The organism is Pseudomonas sp. ICMP 3272 (genome assembly GCF_001466905.1).
GTDB lineage: Bacteria > Pseudomonadota > Gammaproteobacteria > Pseudomonadales > Pseudomonadaceae > Aquipseudomonas > Aquipseudomonas amygdali.
The window spans coordinates 61,345-76,812 of the sequence record NZ_LKEK01000097.1; the positions used below are offsets into that span (position 1 = coordinate 61,345).

The window sequence follows — 15,468 nt, forward strand, 5'->3', positions numbered from 1 at the left end:
ACGCGGATTAAGTGTTTGAATTGTCCAGGGCGAAGGGATGTTGCTCGGCGGATGGATGCAGTCATGGGGCACAGATGCCAAGGATCAACTCACTCAGGCGCAGTGCTTTAGCAGCATTGATCTGCTCGGCAAGCTTATTACCCTCAGTCCTGCTCATTCTCACCCTTTTTTCGTCCAACTCGGCAAAAGTGATGTGAGCGAGGGCATCGTTCGTTAACCCAGTGACCTCGTCAGCCGTACCTGCCGTTTTTATTTTTTCAAGCAGCTCTTTTACTGCCTCTTTACCCTTTTTCAACGACATGTCTGACTCCTAGCAGATGGGTTGTACCTGTACGACCTAGTACGGGTCTTCCTACGTATCAGCTCAGTGCTCATCACACCGTGCGGAAGTATTCGATCAGTTCTTGTGCGCTCGGGCAGGCGGGATGCGCAGAGGCATTTTCAATAGTAAAGCCCCAGTGCTTAGTAACCTTTGTGGCAAATGCCACCTTGCTGCCAGGGCCGCGCTTACCGCGTTCCGCTGCGACCTGTTTGAGCCGCTCCCAAGGCTTATCTGGAGTAGCTTCAGGGTTAGGCTCATGAAAGTCGTCCGTACCCAACCAAGCATTCATTGCCACGCCATCGGCCAGATACCAGGCCTCCAGTGCCTTCACGGCGATGAAGGCAAAGTGGATACGCTGATGCGCCACCCGCTCACGCACCGTCGCTACCTGAGCCTCGTCCTCCAGATCGGTCAGCACGAAGATCCGCTCTGCACCGGCAGTATCCAGCCGGGCGATGAAGGCATCGATGTTCTGCGGTAACAGGTTGCCACCGCCCTTAGCATCGACCACTGGAGTGACCAGCTCGTAACCACAGGCGCGTAGCAGCTCCCTGAACATTGGCGATTCGACCACGATCCGTTCGCTGGCCCCTTCTACAATAAAGCCTGCCTTCACCATGGCAGCCCTCCGTCAAACAGATTGCTTAGCCAGGCGGTATCCAGCGGGATTTGCATCTTGTCCACACAGGCACTGGTCGCTGTCTGCACCTGGGTTTTGCCGTCCGCCTTGCTGACGAAATACAACTCCGGCGTTTCTAGACTTCTGACGATCGACTCGCTGTGGGTGGTCAGAAAAATCGGATGATCGACCGAGGCGCTTTCCCTCATCAGTTGCACCAGCTCACCAATCGCCTTTGGGTGAATACCGCGCTCGGGCTCTTCGATGATTGTGATGCCACTCTTATGGGCGCGGCTGAGCACAGCAGTGAGAATGCACAGCACAAAGATGGTGCCGTCCGACACCAGCTTGGCCGGGAAACGAGTTTTCGTGCTGGTTTCTTTAAAGGTAATTACCGTCGAACCATCAAGGCGCTGCTGCTCGGTGGAGACGTTCTCCATCCCAGGCACGATCAGCTCCAGCCACTCCAGCACTTGTTCGCGAAAGTTTGCATCTCTCTGCAGTACCGATAGCATGGACGCAACATTCTTACCGTGGGCGTCCAGCTCACTAGTATCGGTAGTCGAGCTGGATGGCTCCTTGGCCGCCAGAGGATCGAAACGGAACACTTTAATGTTAGCCAAAAATACATACAGCGGGCTTTGCCCCAGCAGCATCAGTGCGGTCATATCCTTAGGGTAATCCGGCAGACTCTGCAAACCGTCCGCCTCGGTGAGTTGCAACTTGGTATCGTTGCCTCGACGGTCGATCACTAGGCGGCCATCAACTTTTAGCGTCTCAGCAATCTGCGGTGCCTTGTTCAAGGAATGGATACTGATGGTGTAGTCGTACAGACTCCCGGCCAGCTCCAGAACCATCGAGAAACTAATCGTCGTGCGCTGCTCCTTTCGATACTTGAAGCAATGGATCTGTGAAAAACCGCCAAACTGCGTACGGGCCTGTAGCGCGCCGAATTTGACCACCGCTCCGAGAAAAGCCAGTGCATCGACGATGTTGCTCTTCCCAGAGCCGTTGGCCCCGGCAAACACCAGCAGTGGCGATACGTCCTGCAGCACCAAATTGGCCACGCTCTTGTAGCCCTTGATATGCAATTTGCGGATATTCATTAGTTTTCCTATTCCCCAGCAAGGTAGCTGGCTACCTGGTCGGAATGCTTGATCTTGCCCTTGGTTGCCGTCACCGTCATGGTGGTGCGTTCAACGGAAACTGCCAGCTTGTAATGGTCGCGGTAAGGCCTGTTCTTGAACAGATCAGTCAGTCTCTCCGCAAGTTTTTCGGCCAACTCTTTGCTGTCCAGGTACAGCGTTTTGTAACTGAGACGCCCGGTCGGTGAGACGGAAAGACCTTTTACTAGGTCTGCGTCTTCGTAGTGCTCGTTGCGCAGATTAATCGGGACCAACCTGTGCGGAATCTCAACTTTGATGGTCGCGTACTCGACAACCGATTTGTTGGGGAAGTCTCCCGCTTTGCGAAGCGCACTCATAGCGACTTTTCCTGCTTATATCGGGGATTCGGTCTTACCGCACCGCTCACAAGTGTTTCTCACAATGTCACGGTCGTGGTGCATAAGGCGCGAGGTCTCCACCATGTCGTGCCCAAATACGAAACACAGAAACCGCTTCCAGCGGCTGGCTTGCTCTTGACCGTACATCTTCACCTCTAGTCCAACGGGCACGGAAACCGCTCCCTGGTAATGCCAAAGGCCCAATCAAGGGCCGGTGGTGCGCAGCAATCATAACCGTGCTGACTTCAGTGACGCACCGGGACCGGTACACCGCCCAATTGTGCAGCCAAAGACGCAATACTTTCGGCCGCCTCTTGCAGCGCCTTCAATGTCCTAGCCTTTGCTTCGACATAGGCCGGATTGCACTCATCAAAAGACAGCTTGATTGCGATCTGCGCAGCTTCTACGGTTGCACGCATTTGGACGATGCTCTGGCGCGCTTCGTCTAGGGATTCGTTACTCATTTCAGATTTTCCTTCATAAAAAGCGGTCGCGGTGCTCGTTGCAATAACGCTGATCAGTACGCCAATCTTTGAGGTACACAGAGAAGTACAGTGCCCAAGTAGCTACCGAAATTGCCAGTACGATCCAGCCGCTTGGCAAACCCAAGAATATCCATATGGCAAGGCACGCTATGACATAAATCAGCGTCACATTTAGGGAGCGCTTGAAAGCCCACAAAAGGTAATCGAGGTACATTGAGCATTTCCTGGGTATTTTCGCGGACGCAAAAATGAGCGCCCTTCTACTGACCTAGCCCCGCGTTAACGGCGAGGCTTGGGGTGCAACTGGATGACCTGGTGCGGGAGATCCCGCTATGTCCGTGAGGCTTCACAGAAGGCCGTATTTGCGTGAAAGCTCATTAATCTGTGTGCACGCTGCTGATGCACCCTGGTTGTCTCCGGATCAGCCTGCAGGCGCGTGTGAGCGACCGCACCTGCATACTGCTCATCAAGCCTTACAGCTTCACCAGCTCAATCAGATCCGCACTCATTTCTTCATAGATGGCCATCGCGACGTTCCTATCCGCGCTTTCTATCACGGCTTTGTAGCTCCCAATCACGCAAAGTTGAGCGGTTAGCCAGCTCAACTCCCATCATGGTATTTTGACTTTCAGTAATCAGGTCACCGTCGAGCAGAGCCAAGGCGTAACCTTCAGCACGAGCAAGGCAAACACGAATGTCGTCACGTTTCTCTACTGCCATGATCTCGTCCATCAGCTCACGCCAAGCTGTCCGGAGCTTTTCCGTTAAACGCTCAAATTTTTCTATTGGTGCCGCTTCCAGGGCCCGGACGGTAATACCGTCAACGCTTACAAACTCATTACTGTCAGGCGCAGCCGGCAAATCGTCCAGCTTTTTGACCGCAACACTAGGGCCGACAACTGACTGGATTTGTTCCGTAGTCAGCATCTCGTTGCCGCTATGAATATACCAGCCAACAACGGGATCAGATCCATTCTTGGTGACGAGACCGTTCGCACGTTCAACCAGTTCGACGAACTGCGTGAGCGGCCCACCATCAGGGCTTGCTAATGTCGTGTACATACATGAGGCGTAATCGACTGATGCTTTGGGCTTTTCGGAAAGATGCGGAGTCCAGATATCAAACTGTACGTACGTGATGCCTGCTTGATGAAATACTCCTGATTTTGTGACTAGGGTGAGTTCTTGCATTGCGCCATATTCCATTATGAATCTCCATATTTTGGACGCTAAAACAGGCGTCCCTTTACGACCTCGGCCCCGCGTTTGACGGCGGGGCTTGGGGTGCAACTGAGCGGATTTTTCTGAGGTAAATCACCAAACCTTGCCGAGTTGAAAGACCCCCATCCCTTTCGGTCCGCAATCGGGCGTAACGATTATGTGTCCTTGAGAAATCGCCGAAGCGATTGATGCCTGCAGACGTGATCCATTTAGCCCTGATGCCAAAGCCCGCTCTATAAGGGCTGCCATAGGATGCTGCTTGCCTGGGCGCTCGTTGACCAGGACATGAACGAGATCCATCAAATCACTTATTTGGCTAATCGCTTCAATGACCTGCAGATCACCATGGGGAGTACGCTTCCACGTCAGTCGCTTGTCAGATGCAGCTTTCAGCCATGCCAGTGCCACGCTTCCTTGGGCGTCGTTACGGTTTGCAGCTTCAACCTGAATCTGATTCTTAACTGCCATCCAAGCGAAGCTTTCACCGAGACCGAGGTAACGCCAAAGCTCGACAGAAACCCGATCTACAATTTCCCGCTCGGCAGTCGATGCTTTGTTGAAGTCGTCCAACATGGACATGAAATCCGACATATCATTACTCCTCTGAGGGTTATCCTCAGTCGCGATATTGAACCAAGCTTCAACCCATGGCAAGTTATATATTGAACTATAGTTCAACCTTTCGTCAGGTAGTCCACGTACCGCATCATCCCAATGAGGCTCGCGCATTGGGTCATTTCCGATTTTGCTTATCCAAGCCACAGATTTTTGCCAACGCTCAGCGAGCATGCGCCCAGTCCACCCCTTTCTTTTGTACTCAGCCTTAAAAGCTGCTGGATCCATACGCTGTATCATCAAATGATTCTCCGAACGATGTCGCCCAATCGAGCCGGATCACCTTCACAAAGCTTTTTAACCGCTTCTAGGCTATTTTTTCCGTAGATTCAATTGTGTTTGCCGAGGCGGACAGCTTCATGCCCAGTTGCTGGTTCACTAGCTGGAGCTGCTGCTTGTCGACCGCATTCAGCTCCGAGCAATCCAGTTCGGTCTACCGCTTAAGGTAAATAGCTTTGTTCGCGCTATTGCGGCGCAGCCACACGGCGATACCCAAGCGCTCAACCTCTTTCCGGAAACTTCGACCAAGCGATTTACGGTCACCACCACTCAGACGATTCCAATCCTCCCTACCCAAAACGTCATCGAACGAAAATTCAGTCATTTTTTCGATTGCGCCTGCACCGCGTATCGCCTCTTGAAGGAAGGCATTAAGCGATTTGCTTTCCAAATCTGGGTCATCAAGCTCTTGCCGCAAGATCTCGTCAAGAAGGCCCTCTGGCGTTGAGTCATTCTTGTGGGCCTGATTCAACAAGGCACGGAGTAGATCATCTTTGATCTGGATATTGACTAGCATTTTTAGGGACCTAACACAGACTGATTTCGAAATGAATGTAAATGCAAATCTACATGAATACAACTGCTTTATAACATGAGTACAACATGATCAGCCTAATCCAGGCCCTACCACTCATACAAGATGGTGATCACAAAGCAACCTCAAATGCCCGACGAATCGTCGCTTGATCCACGGTCAGATAGGGCTTGCTGTGGTCAAGGCAGCCATGGCCAAGGATGGTCTGCACCGTCTCAACATCGCCGGTTGCCGCCAACACCTTGGCCGCCAGTGAGCGCCTTCCGCTATGGGATGACCCCTGTTTGATACCGGCCTGCCGGTAGAGCCTGCTGATTGTCTGTTGCAACGCGTCACAGGCCCGGTACACCTCCGGTCCGCTGTGCAACTGGCGGTGTTTGAACGCGAGTTCAAAGGCTTGCCCCTTGTGCGTCATAACCAGCTTTGAACCTGGGCGAAACCCTCGGTATTCATCCGACACAATCGGGGGATCAGTTGCAATTCAAATGACTTGTCAGCCGGGATGCAATTTCACAGCTAGATGAGAACGAGCAATGCATCAGTTTCGGAAATAGGCTAAAGAGCTCAATTTCATTGGAAAGCTGATAGCTCAATGCTGAGCGTGTGGAGAAGTGGGGACCAAATAAAAACAACAAGCAAGGAGACACGCGAGATAATTCGCTAAACCACTGATTATATTGGTGTCCCAGGGCAGGTTCGAACTGCCAACCTTCCCCTTAGGAGGGGGATGCTCTATCCAATTGAGCTACTGAGACACTGCGTGCCAGCACACCGATCGGTGCCAGCGAGGACGGCGTGCATCTTAGCGGCATGTGCCGCTTTTGTCATGTCGTCATTGCCCTTCAGAGCTGTAGCCGATGTCGCCCCGAAACGCGGCTGAATAAACCGATCATGCAATTTGCAATACCCCAAAAAGCCATCATTGCAAAACGCACTACACACGACTTTTTTTCAATTTATAAACTATTGATTTAAAAAGACTTTTTATCATTTTCTGGTTGGCATGCAGACTGCATTATCAGCATCAGTGAACACATCTCCTCCCAAACGGTCGGGCACAGGTACTGGAAAATGAACAAGACTCTCTCAGTGTTGAATGCGGCAGCTCTGGTGGCTCTGGTGGCATTTCATTTTCACGATTCCAGTGCCAAGGATACGCAGGTCACCGCACCCGCTCCTGCTCATCACCAGATCAGCCATGCGCCCCAGTTGGCCATCATGACTGACCGCATTGCCAGTGCAGCGGTATTGGCCAATGACGATGATGATTCACTTCAGATGCCACGCGCCGAGCAGCGCTGGATTTTCTGAGAACGTTTGAACCAGCCATTTATAGAGAGAGTAGCCATGTCAAAATCCGCGTTGTCATTTCTGGTCCTGGCGATTATGGCTGTGATCGTTGACCTGTTGCTTCCTGTTCAAGCGCACACTTTGAGCATCGCTGCCAACATCGCTGCAGGCGTGTTCGCCAGTCTTTTTGTAGTAGCGCTGTTTCTCGGCCGTCGTATCAAATTCGACCCAGTGCTTCGCTAAGCTAAAAGGCATAGCCCCAAAAGCTCACAACCCTCTCGCTCGACCCGCTCATCGCGCCGAGCACTGCGTTTATAAGCTCCAAAATCCTTCCTGCGCCCTGCCCTCGTAACCCTTGGTCGGGTAGCTTCGTTTGCGCTGAATTCCGACCTACTCTCAGAGTCAAATAGCCATGATGGCAAAAAGAAGCTCGGTGACGTGCCCGGTTATTCAGGGGCAAATGCGAGGACTTTGCAAATTTGCTCGCATTTCTGATAATTGGTGCTGGCCAAAAGCCGCCACCTGAGTCAATATTTGTCACAGAATTGACGCCAAGGATTCGACGTATTACGGCATGATGTCGGCCCCTTGGAACCCCGGTTGAACATTTGGCCAAAATGACTGTCTCACGATGACAATCTTGCGGCCACTTGCTAGAACCGCTTCCCCTGAACTAACCGGTTAAATATATGAGCCCTATGAAACAGGCTACTTATTCCAGCCGCACGGCTGACAAGTTCGTCGTTCGCCTACCAGACGGCATGCGTAATCGCGTGCAAGAGGTAGCCAAGAATCATCACCGCAGCATGAACTCGGAAATCATTGCTCGCCTCGAACAAAGCCTGATTCAGGAAGGCGCACTTGGTGATGAACCAAGCCTGCGTCTTGACAGTCCTGAGCTGTCCTTGCACGAACGCGAGCTGCTGCAACGTTTTCGTCAGCTTTCACATCGTCAACAGAATGCACTTGTTTCGCTGATTGCTCATGACACGGAACTCGCTTCCGAAGAGTCCTGAGACTTGGTGTAACAGACAAAGGCCAGCGAAAGCTGGCCTTTTTCGTTGTAGCCTTTTTCGTTAGTAGTCGTAGGCCTAGTGGCAGTACATGGCAACCCGAAGACTTCGTCGGGGCATAAAAAAACCGCCTGATCATGGCGGTTTTTTTTATTTTAAGAGCTTGTCTTGAGGCAGAGCTTAGAGCAGAAAGATCGTTGCCAGCCCCAGGAAGATGAAGAAGCCGCCGCTGTCGGTCATCGCTGTAATCATGACGCTTGCACCCATGGCAGGGTCTCGTCCCAGGCGCGCCAGCGCCATAGGGATGGAAACGCCCATCAGCGCCGCCAGCAACAGGTTGAGTGTCATGGCCGCGGTCATGACCACGCCTAGCGACCAACTGCCATACAGCATGTAGGCGACCACGCCGATCACCCCGCCCCAGAGCAGACCGTTGATCAAGCCGACAGCCAGCTCCTTGCGCAGCAGGCGGGCCGTATTACCGGTATTGACCTGATCCAGCGCCATCGCGCGCACGATCATGGTGATGGTCTGATTACCGGAGTTGCCACCAATCCCGGCCACGATAGGCATCAGCGCAGCGAGTGCCACCAGCTTCTCGATGGAGCCTTCGAACAAGCCAATCACGCGCGAAGCCAGGAAGGCCGTCACCAGATTGACTGCCAGCCAGGCCCAACGGTTACGCAGGGAACGCCATACCGACGCGAAGATATCTTCTTCTTCGCGCAGACCCGCCATGTTGAGGACTTCGCTTTCGCTCTCCTCACGAATCAGGTCAACCATTTCATCGATGGTCAGACGGCCGATCAGCTTGCCGTTCTTGTCCACGACCGGCGTGGAGATCAGGTCGTAACGCTCGAAGGCCTGAGCAGCATCGTAGGCATCGTCTTCCGGGTGAAAGCTGACCGGATCGTTGGCCATGACTTCGCCAACCTGCTTCTCCGGGTCATTGACCAGCAGGCGCTTGATCGGCAGCACGCCCTTGAGCACGCCTTCGGAGTCGACCACAAACAGTTTGTCGGTGTGGCCCGGCAGCTCTTTCAACCTGCGCAGGTAGCGCAGCACGACTTCAAGGCTGACGTCCTCACGGATCGTCACCATCTCGAAGTCCATCAGCGCACCGACCTGATCCTCGTCATAGGACAAAGCCGAACGGACGCGCTCACGCTGTTGTGAATCCAGTGCCTCCATCAGCTCGTGAACGACATCGCGGGGCAACTCGGGAGCAAGGTCGGCCAGTTCGTCGGCGTCCATGTCCCGTGCCGCCGCGAGCAACTCGTGATCATCCATGTCGGCGATCAGGGTTTCACGAACGGAATCGGATACTTCAAGAAGAATGTCGCCGTCGCGCTCGGCCTTGACCAGCTGCCATACGGTCAGACGATCTTCCAGAGGCAGGGCTTCGAGGATATAGGCGACGTCGGCAGAGTGAAGGTCTTCGAGCTTGCGTTGCAACTCGACGAGGTTCTGCCGGTGAACCAGGTTTTCTACACGGTCCTGATGCTGACCTTCCTGACGATGGGTCAGGTCTTCAACAATACGCTGGCGCTGCAGCAGATCGACAACCTGAGCCAGGCGATCCTGCAAGCTTTCCTGCGTTTTTTTTACTTCTCTTTCGGTCATAGGCGAACTCCACTCCCAGCAGCGGAGCACGCCGGGAGATCAATCAGTTAATTCATGATTGTTGAAAAACATTATTGAGTAACGACTGGGTAAGTCCATGGAGGTGTTCCACAAGCCCCGGCGGAGCTGACGGGCGCAATGATACACCGCTTTTAGAGAAGCGCATGCGAGAAATTCAGCTTATAACAACCGTTTGCAGCGCAAACCTGCACAACTCTGTTAGCCAGCCCGGCTTCGACGTCACATTCAGCCAAGAAAACGCGCTCGCCGCCCACAGAGGCTGCGGCTAGGCTTGCACGACACCCTGTCATGGAGGACTTGAGCATGCGCACAGCCGTTCATCTATCCCTGTGGAGCGCTCTACTCTGCGCTCCTGCACCTGCAACCGCCAGCACTGTTCATCGCTGCGAGGACGCTTCCGGAAAGATCATGTTCACTACCCTCGGCTGCCCCGAAGGCCACAGCACCCGCATGCAGAGGGCCTTCAATGCACCACCGGGAACCAACATCGACCTGCTTCCGCCCGCAAACCTTTCAGCGCCAACACACCGAAAACCCACGCGCCAGAAACTGGTGGTGGTCGGCACACGCGATGATGGTTGCGGCAACCGCCTGAGCGCCGAACAGCGTCGGGCAGCGATCATCAACCAGCGCACACCTCCCGGCATGACGCAGCGTGATGTCGAGAGCCTGCTGGGGCGCCCGGACAAAGTCACCAACCGTAATGGCGAATCACATTACGTGTACAACCAGAAAAAGGGTCGCAGCAATAATGTGACATTTGACGAGAATGGATGCGTTAAAGGAAAACGCTAGAAAGCAAAAAGCCCACATCTTTCGATGTGGGCTTTTCGTTGTATGGTGCACTCGACAGGATTCGAACCTGTGACCGCTCGGTTCGTAGCCGAGTACTCTATCCAGCTGAGCTACGAGTGCATTGGTGTTTTTAGACCAGATCACCTCTGGTTGAAGCCAGTTATCGGAAACCTTGTAATTACTTACAACACTTCAAACAACTTTAAATGGTGCACTCGACAGGATTCGAACCTGTGACCGCTCGGTTCGTAGCCGAGTACTCTATCCAGCTGAGCTACGAGTGCATTGGTGTTTTTAGACCAGATCACCTCTGGTTGAAGCCAGTTATCGGAAACCTTGTAATTACTTACAACACTTCAAACAACTTTAAATGGTGCACTCGACAGGATTCGAACCTGTGACCGCTCGGTTCGTAGCCGAGTACTCTATCCAGCTGAGCTACGAGTGCATGTGTTGGTGCCGCGCATTATAGGTCGTAAAATTGTTTAGTCAAGCACTTTTTCTAGTAAATTCAACAACTTACCGATCAAGCCCAATCTTACGCACTACATAAATAATGGCGGAGAACGGGGGATTCGAACCCCCGACACCCTTTTGAGGTGTACTCCCTTAGCAGGGGAGCGCCTTCGGCCACTCGGCCAGCTCTCCGCAACACGGGGCGTATAATAACCACCCTTTTCCCCGTTTGCAAACCAAAAATTCAATAAAAATTAATGGCTTGGTTCTTCGTCCTTCTCTTTCTTGATGCGAAGGTAAATCTCTTCACGGTGGACAGCGACTTCCTTGGGCGCATTGACACCAATACGCACCTGATTACCCTTCACTCCGAGCACGGTCACGGTAATCTCACCGTCACCAATGATCAGGCTTTCCGCGCACCGACGAGTCAGAATCAGCATACTTTTCTCCTTACGCCTTTATTCAGGGACAACAGTCTGCAAACCAGTAGGCATCGACCTGTAGCACAAGGCCACAACCCTTACCTGTGTATCGACTAACGCAAAGAAAACCACAGCCTTTCTGCGCAGCACCCGAAAGACGCGGTCAGACCGCGCCCTTCGACGACAGGATCACTCACCCTGCCGCGGAGCATCCAGCTCAAAAGCCGTGTGCAACGCGCGCACAGCCAACTCCAGATACTTCTCTTCGATGACCACGGAAACCTTGATTTCCGACGTGGAGATCATCTGTATATTGATACTTTCCTTGGCCAATGCTTCAAACATACGGCTGGCAACGCCTGCGTGCGAGCGCATGCCGACACCGACAATGGACACCTTGGCGATCTTGGTATCGCCGGACACTTCACGAGCACTGATCTCACGCGCGGTGGACTCAAGCACCTGCAAGGCAGCCTGATAGTCGTTGCGATGGATCGTGAAGGTGAAATCGGTGGTGTTATCGTGCGAAACATTCTGCACGATCATGTCCACTTCGATATTGGCCGCGCTGATCGGGCCGAGAATCTTGAACGCTACGCCGGGGGTGTCTGGCACACCACGGATGGTCAGCTTGGCTTCATCGCGGTTGAAGGCGATGCCGGAAATGATCGGCTGTTCCATGGATTCCTCTTCATCGATTGTAATGAGGGTGCCCGGCCCCTCTTTGAAGCTGTGCAGAACGCGCAGCGGGACGTTGTATTTGCCGGCGAACTCGACCGCTCGGATCTGCAGCACCTTGGACCCGAGGCTGGCCATTTCCAGCATCTCTTCGAAGGTGATCTTGTCGAGGCGCTGAGCCTGCGACACGACACGCGGGTCGGTGGTGTACACACCATCGACGTCAGTGTAGATCTGGCACTCGTCAGCTTTCAGCGCTGCGGCAAGCGCAACACCGGTAGTGTCCGAGCCACCACGGCCGAGGGTGGTGATGTTGCCGTGCTCATCGACGCCCTGGAAACCGGCGACCACCACTACACGACCGGCTTTCAGGTCGGAGCGGATCTTCTGGTCGTCAATCTGCAGGATGCGCGCCTTGTTGTGCGCGCTGTCGGTGAGGATACGGACCTGATTGCCGGTGTAGGACACCGCAGGCACGCCACGCTTCATCAGCGCCATCGCCAGCAGGGCGATGGTGACCTGCTCGCCCGTGGAAACGATCACGTCCAGTTCACGGGGAACCGGCTGATCACTGATCTGCCTGGCCAGCTCGATCAAACGGTTGGTTTCGCCGCTCATGGCTGACAGCACGACCACCAGGTCGTCTCCAGCCTCACGGAATTTCTTGACCTTGTCGGCCACCTGCTCGATGCGCTCTACAGAGCCCACCGAGGTGCCGCCAAATTTCTGTACGATTAAAGCCATCTCAAAGCCGCCTCAGAACCCGTTAAGAGCACCTATTAACCCATTCAAATCCTTGCAAGGCCTGTCGGCGATCGACAGGCCTGCAGACTCGACTCAGATACCCTGCTCTACAAAAGGAACGGCCAGTGCCAGCGCTGAATCCAGCGCACCTGCATCGACACCACCGCCTTGAGCCATATCAGGACGCCCACCGCCTTTACCACCGACAGCGGCAGCCGCCTGCTTCATCAAATCACCGGCTTTGAGTTGGCCAGTCAGGTCCTTGGTCACGCCTGCGACCAAGACAACCTTGTCCTCATGAACACTGCCGAGCAGGATCACTGCGCGGCCGAGCTTGTTCTTCAACTGGTCGACAAGCGCCAGCAGCGCCTTGCCGTCCTGGCCATCCAGGCGCGTAGCCAGAACCTTGACCCCTTTGACATCCAGCGCGGCAGACGACAGGTCGTCGCCGGCGGCACTGGCTGCCTTGGCTTGCAGTTGTTCCAGTTGTTTTTCCAGCAGACGGTTGCGCTCAAGCACAGCCGTCAGCTTGTCCAGCAGGTTGTCGCGATTGCCTTTGACCAGCGTCGCGGCTTCCTTGAGTTGATCTTCGGCCGCATTCAGCCAGGCCAGCGCAGCAGCACCGGTGACCGCCTCGATACGCCGTACACCTGCTGCCACACCGCCTTCACTGACGATCTTGAACAGCGCGATGTCACCGGTACGGCTGGCGTGGATACCACCGCACAGCTCGACGGAAAACTCGCCACCCATACTCAGCACCCGAACGCTGTCGCCGTACTTCTCGCCGAACAGCGCCATGGCACCTTTCTTTTTCGCGGTGTCGATATCGGTTTCTTCGGTCATTACCTCGGTGTTCTTGCGAATCTCTGCGTTGACTATATCTTCCAGCGCACGCAGTTGCTCGGGCTTGATCGCCTCGAAATGGCTGAAGTCAAAGCGCAGGCGCTGACTGTCGACCAGCGAGCCTTTCTGTTGAACATGCTCACCCAGCACCTGACGCAATGCGGCGTGCAGCAAGTGAGTGGCCGAATGGTTCAATTTGGTTGCATCGCGAACTTCATCGGCCACCTGTGTTTCAACCTGGGCGCCGACGCTCAAGCTGCCGGAGGCCACAACACCGTGGTGCAGAAACGCACCGCCAGTCTTGGTGGTGTCACTGACATCGAAACGCACATCACCGGCATGCAGGAAACCGCTGTCGCCGATCTGACCGCCCGATTCGGCATAGAACGGGGTGGTGTCGAGAATCACCACGCCCTCTTCGCCTTCATTCAGGTGAGTGACCGACTGACCTTCTTTATACAGCGCCACAACGCTGGCGCTGCCAGTCGTTGCAGAGTAACCGGTGAACTGCGTAGCGACGTCGACCTTGACCAGGCTGTTGTAGTCCATGCCAAACGAGCTGGCCGAACGGGCGCGCACGCGCTGGGCGTCCATTTCACGCTCGAAGCCGGCTTCGTCCAGAGTCAGGTTGCGCTCGCGGGCGATGTCACCTGTCAGGTCCATCGGGAAACCGTAGGTGTCGTACAGCTTGAACACGACTTCACCCGGCACCACGGTGCCTTTGAGGTCAGCCAGATCCTGTTCAAGAATTTTCAGCCCCTGCTCAAGGGTCTTGGCGAACTGTTCTTCTTCACCTTTCAGCACGCGCTCGATATGCGACTGCTGTTGCACCAGCTCAGGGAACGCAGAGCCCATTTCGGCCACCAGCGCGGCAACGATCTGGTAGAAGAAACTGCCTTTGGCGCCCAGCTTGTTACCGTGACGGCAGGCGCGCCGAATGATGCGGCGCAGCACATAGCCACGACCTTCGTTGGAAGGCAGCACGCCGTCTGCGATCAGGAAGCCGCACGAGCGGATGTGGTCCGCCACGACTTTCAGCGAAGCCTGGTTGTCATTGCTGCAACCGATGGCCTTGGCCGACGCAGCCAGCAGGCTCTGGAACAGGTCGATTTCGTAGTTGGAATGTACGTGTTGCAGAACCGCACTGACACGCTCCAGGCCCATGCCGGTATCGACCGACGGCGCTGGCAGCGGGTGCAGCACGCCATCTGCAGTCCGGTTGAACTGCATGAATACGTTGTTCCAGATTTCGATGTAACGATCACCGTCTTCTTCCGGCGAGCCTGGCGGGCCACCCCAGATTTCCGGGCCGTGATCGAAGAAAATCTCGCTGCAAGGACCGCATGGTCCGGTATCGCCCATGGTCCAGAAGTTATCGGAGGCGTAAGGCGCGCCTTTGTTGTCGCCGATACGAACCATGCGCTCGGCAGGCACGCCGATCTCTTTGGTCCAGATGTCGTAGGCTTCGTCGTCGGTCGCGTAGACCGTGACCCAAAGCTTTTCCTTGGGCAGGTTCAGCCATTTCTCGGAGGTCAGGAAGGTCCAGGCGTAGGTAATGGCATCACGCTTGAAATAGTCACCGAAGCTGAAGTTGCCCAGCATTTCGAAAAAAGTGTGGTGACGAGCGGTATAGCCGACGTTTTCCAGGTCGTTGTGCTTGCCACCGGCACGCACGCATTTCTGACTGGTAACGGCGCGGGTGTAGGCGCGTTTTTCCTGGCCCAGGAAGCAATCCTTGAACTGGTTCATGCCTGCGTTGGTGAACAGCAGGGTTGGGTCATTGCCCGGAATCAAGGAGCTTGAAGCGACACGGGTGTGGCCTTGCTCTTCGAAGAAGCCAAGGAAGGCTTCACGGATTTCTGCGCTTTTCATAGGTTCTTCCACGGAGACTGCGGCCAGAGGCAAGTGCAAAACGTCAAATGACGTAGCGACGGCAAAGGGCCGCATTATATAGGCGTTGCGCCCTCGGTACAGTGTGTTTGTGCGATAGAAACAAC

General features: G+C 54.5%; 17 protein-coding genes, 5 tRNA genes and 1 pseudogene. 4 read left to right on the top strand and 19 right to left on the bottom strand.

Going from position 1 to position 15,468, the window contains the following annotated elements; translation table 11 throughout:
• Positions 1-61 precede the first annotated feature (61 nt).
• The 11 genes and pseudogenes from AO068_RS23640 to AO068_RS23690 form a co-directional block, all read right to left on the bottom strand.
• Complete coding sequence (locus tag AO068_RS23640; protein ID WP_058409628.1) at positions 62-301, bottom strand: hypothetical protein; 240 nt, start codon at positions 299-301, stop codon at positions 62-64.
• Between the two features lie 73 nt (positions 302-374).
• The gene (locus tag AO068_RS23645) at positions 375-941 is read right to left on the bottom strand and encodes a DUF4276 family protein (protein WP_057416334.1); all 567 of its coding nucleotides are present in this window, start codon (positions 939-941) and stop codon (positions 375-377) included.
• Positions 935-2,047 (bottom strand): AAA family ATPase, encoded by a 1,113-nt coding sequence (locus AO068_RS23650; RefSeq protein WP_053486424.1) that lies wholly within the window; start codon positions 2,045-2,047, stop codon positions 935-937. The genes AO068_RS23645 and AO068_RS23650 overlap by 7 nt, the downstream gene beginning before the upstream one ends.
• 8 nt (positions 2,048-2,055) lie before the next feature.
• The gene (locus AO068_RS23655) at positions 2,056-2,424 is read right to left on the bottom strand and encodes a hypothetical protein (RefSeq protein WP_053486423.1); all 369 of its coding nucleotides are present in this window, start codon (positions 2,422-2,424) and stop codon (positions 2,056-2,058) included.
• A 266-nt stretch (positions 2,425-2,690) separates the two neighbouring features.
• Positions 2,691-2,909 carry a hypothetical protein gene (locus AO068_RS23660; protein ID WP_058409629.1) on the bottom strand — a complete coding sequence of 73 codons (219 nt, stop codon included), beginning with the start codon at positions 2,907-2,909 and terminating at the stop codon, positions 2,691-2,693.
• 13 nt (positions 2,910-2,922) lie between these two features.
• A complete protein-coding gene (locus AO068_RS23665; RefSeq protein ID WP_058409630.1) occupies positions 2,923-3,144 on the bottom strand; it encodes a hypothetical protein in 222 nt (73 codons plus the stop codon).
• A gap of 323 nt (positions 3,145-3,467) precedes the next feature.
• Entirely contained in the window at positions 3,468-4,136 is a 669-nt protein-coding gene (locus AO068_RS23670; RefSeq protein ID WP_058409631.1) for a hypothetical protein, read from the bottom strand.
• A gap of 108 nt (positions 4,137-4,244) precedes the next feature.
• Entirely contained in the window at positions 4,245-4,940 is a 696-nt protein-coding gene (locus AO068_RS28960; RefSeq protein WP_162492560.1) for a hypothetical protein, read from the bottom strand.
• A 259-nt stretch (positions 4,941-5,199) separates the two neighbouring features.
• Entirely contained in the window at positions 5,200-5,562 is a 363-nt protein-coding gene (locus tag AO068_RS23680) for a DUF1413 domain-containing protein (RefSeq protein WP_058409633.1), read from the bottom strand.
• A gap of 130 nt (positions 5,563-5,692) precedes the next feature.
• Positions 5,693-6,037: pseudogene (locus tag AO068_RS23685) on the bottom strand (site-specific integrase); the annotation flags it as partial.
• A 221-nt stretch (positions 6,038-6,258) separates the two neighbouring features.
• Positions 6,259-6,335 (bottom strand) — tRNA-Arg (locus AO068_RS23690).
• A 316-nt stretch (positions 6,336-6,651) separates the two neighbouring features.
• Between AO068_RS23690 and AO068_RS23695 the strand changes: the two genes are divergently transcribed.
• From AO068_RS23695 to AO068_RS23705, 3 genes are all read left to right on the top strand, one after another.
• On the top strand, positions 6,652-6,891 hold the full coding sequence (locus AO068_RS23695) for a hypothetical protein (protein WP_058409635.1): 240 nt from the start codon (positions 6,652-6,654) through the stop codon (positions 6,889-6,891).
• Positions 6,892-6,927: 36 nt separating this feature from the next.
• Positions 6,928-7,113: a PA3371 family protein gene (locus tag AO068_RS23700; RefSeq protein ID WP_002554422.1), complete on the top strand. Its 186-nt coding sequence runs from the start codon at positions 6,928-6,930 to the stop codon at positions 7,111-7,113.
• Between the two features lie 446 nt (positions 7,114-7,559).
• Positions 7,560-7,886: an Arc family DNA-binding protein gene (locus AO068_RS23705; protein ID WP_002554423.1), complete on the top strand. Its 327-nt coding sequence runs from the start codon at positions 7,560-7,562 to the stop codon at positions 7,884-7,886.
• A gap of 177 nt (positions 7,887-8,063) precedes the next feature.
• Here AO068_RS23705 and mgtE read toward each other — a convergent pair whose 3' ends face one another.
• On the bottom strand, positions 8,064-9,506 hold the full coding sequence (mgtE, locus tag AO068_RS23710) for a magnesium transporter (RefSeq protein WP_002554424.1): 1,443 nt from the start codon (positions 9,504-9,506) through the stop codon (positions 8,064-8,066).
• Between the two features lie 324 nt (positions 9,507-9,830).
• On the opposite strand from mgtE, the gene bamE reads away from it, so the two are divergent.
• Positions 9,831-10,322 (top strand): outer membrane protein assembly factor BamE domain-containing protein, encoded by a 492-nt coding sequence (bamE, locus tag AO068_RS23715; RefSeq protein WP_058399958.1) that lies wholly within the window; start codon positions 9,831-9,833, stop codon positions 10,320-10,322.
• Positions 10,323-10,365: 43 nt separating this feature from the next.
• On the opposite strand, the gene AO068_RS23720 is transcribed toward bamE, so the two are convergent.
• The 7 genes from AO068_RS23720 to alaS all read right to left on the bottom strand — a co-directional run bounded on the left by AO068_RS23720 (position 10,366) and on the right by alaS (position 15,343).
• Positions 10,366-10,442, bottom strand: a tRNA-Arg gene (locus AO068_RS23720).
• A gap of 87 nt (positions 10,443-10,529) precedes the next feature.
• A tRNA-Arg gene (locus tag AO068_RS23725) sits at positions 10,530-10,606 on the bottom strand.
• 87 nt (positions 10,607-10,693) lie between these two features.
• A tRNA-Arg gene (locus tag AO068_RS23730) sits at positions 10,694-10,770 on the bottom strand.
• Between the two features lie 109 nt (positions 10,771-10,879).
• Positions 10,880-10,970, bottom strand: a tRNA-Ser gene (locus AO068_RS23735).
• A gap of 62 nt (positions 10,971-11,032) precedes the next feature.
• Complete coding sequence (gene csrA, locus AO068_RS23740; protein ID WP_002554426.1) at positions 11,033-11,221, bottom strand: carbon storage regulator CsrA; 189 nt, start codon at positions 11,219-11,221, stop codon at positions 11,033-11,035.
• Positions 11,222-11,392: 171 nt separating this feature from the next.
• On the bottom strand, positions 11,393-12,625 hold the full coding sequence (locus AO068_RS23745; protein ID WP_002554427.1) for an aspartate kinase: 1,233 nt from the start codon (positions 12,623-12,625) through the stop codon (positions 11,393-11,395).
• Between the two features lie 93 nt (positions 12,626-12,718).
• Positions 12,719-15,343: an alanine--tRNA ligase gene (gene alaS / locus AO068_RS23750; RefSeq protein WP_005731385.1), complete on the bottom strand. Its 2,625-nt coding sequence runs from the start codon at positions 15,341-15,343 to the stop codon at positions 12,719-12,721.
• Positions 15,344-15,468 lie beyond the last annotated feature (125 nt).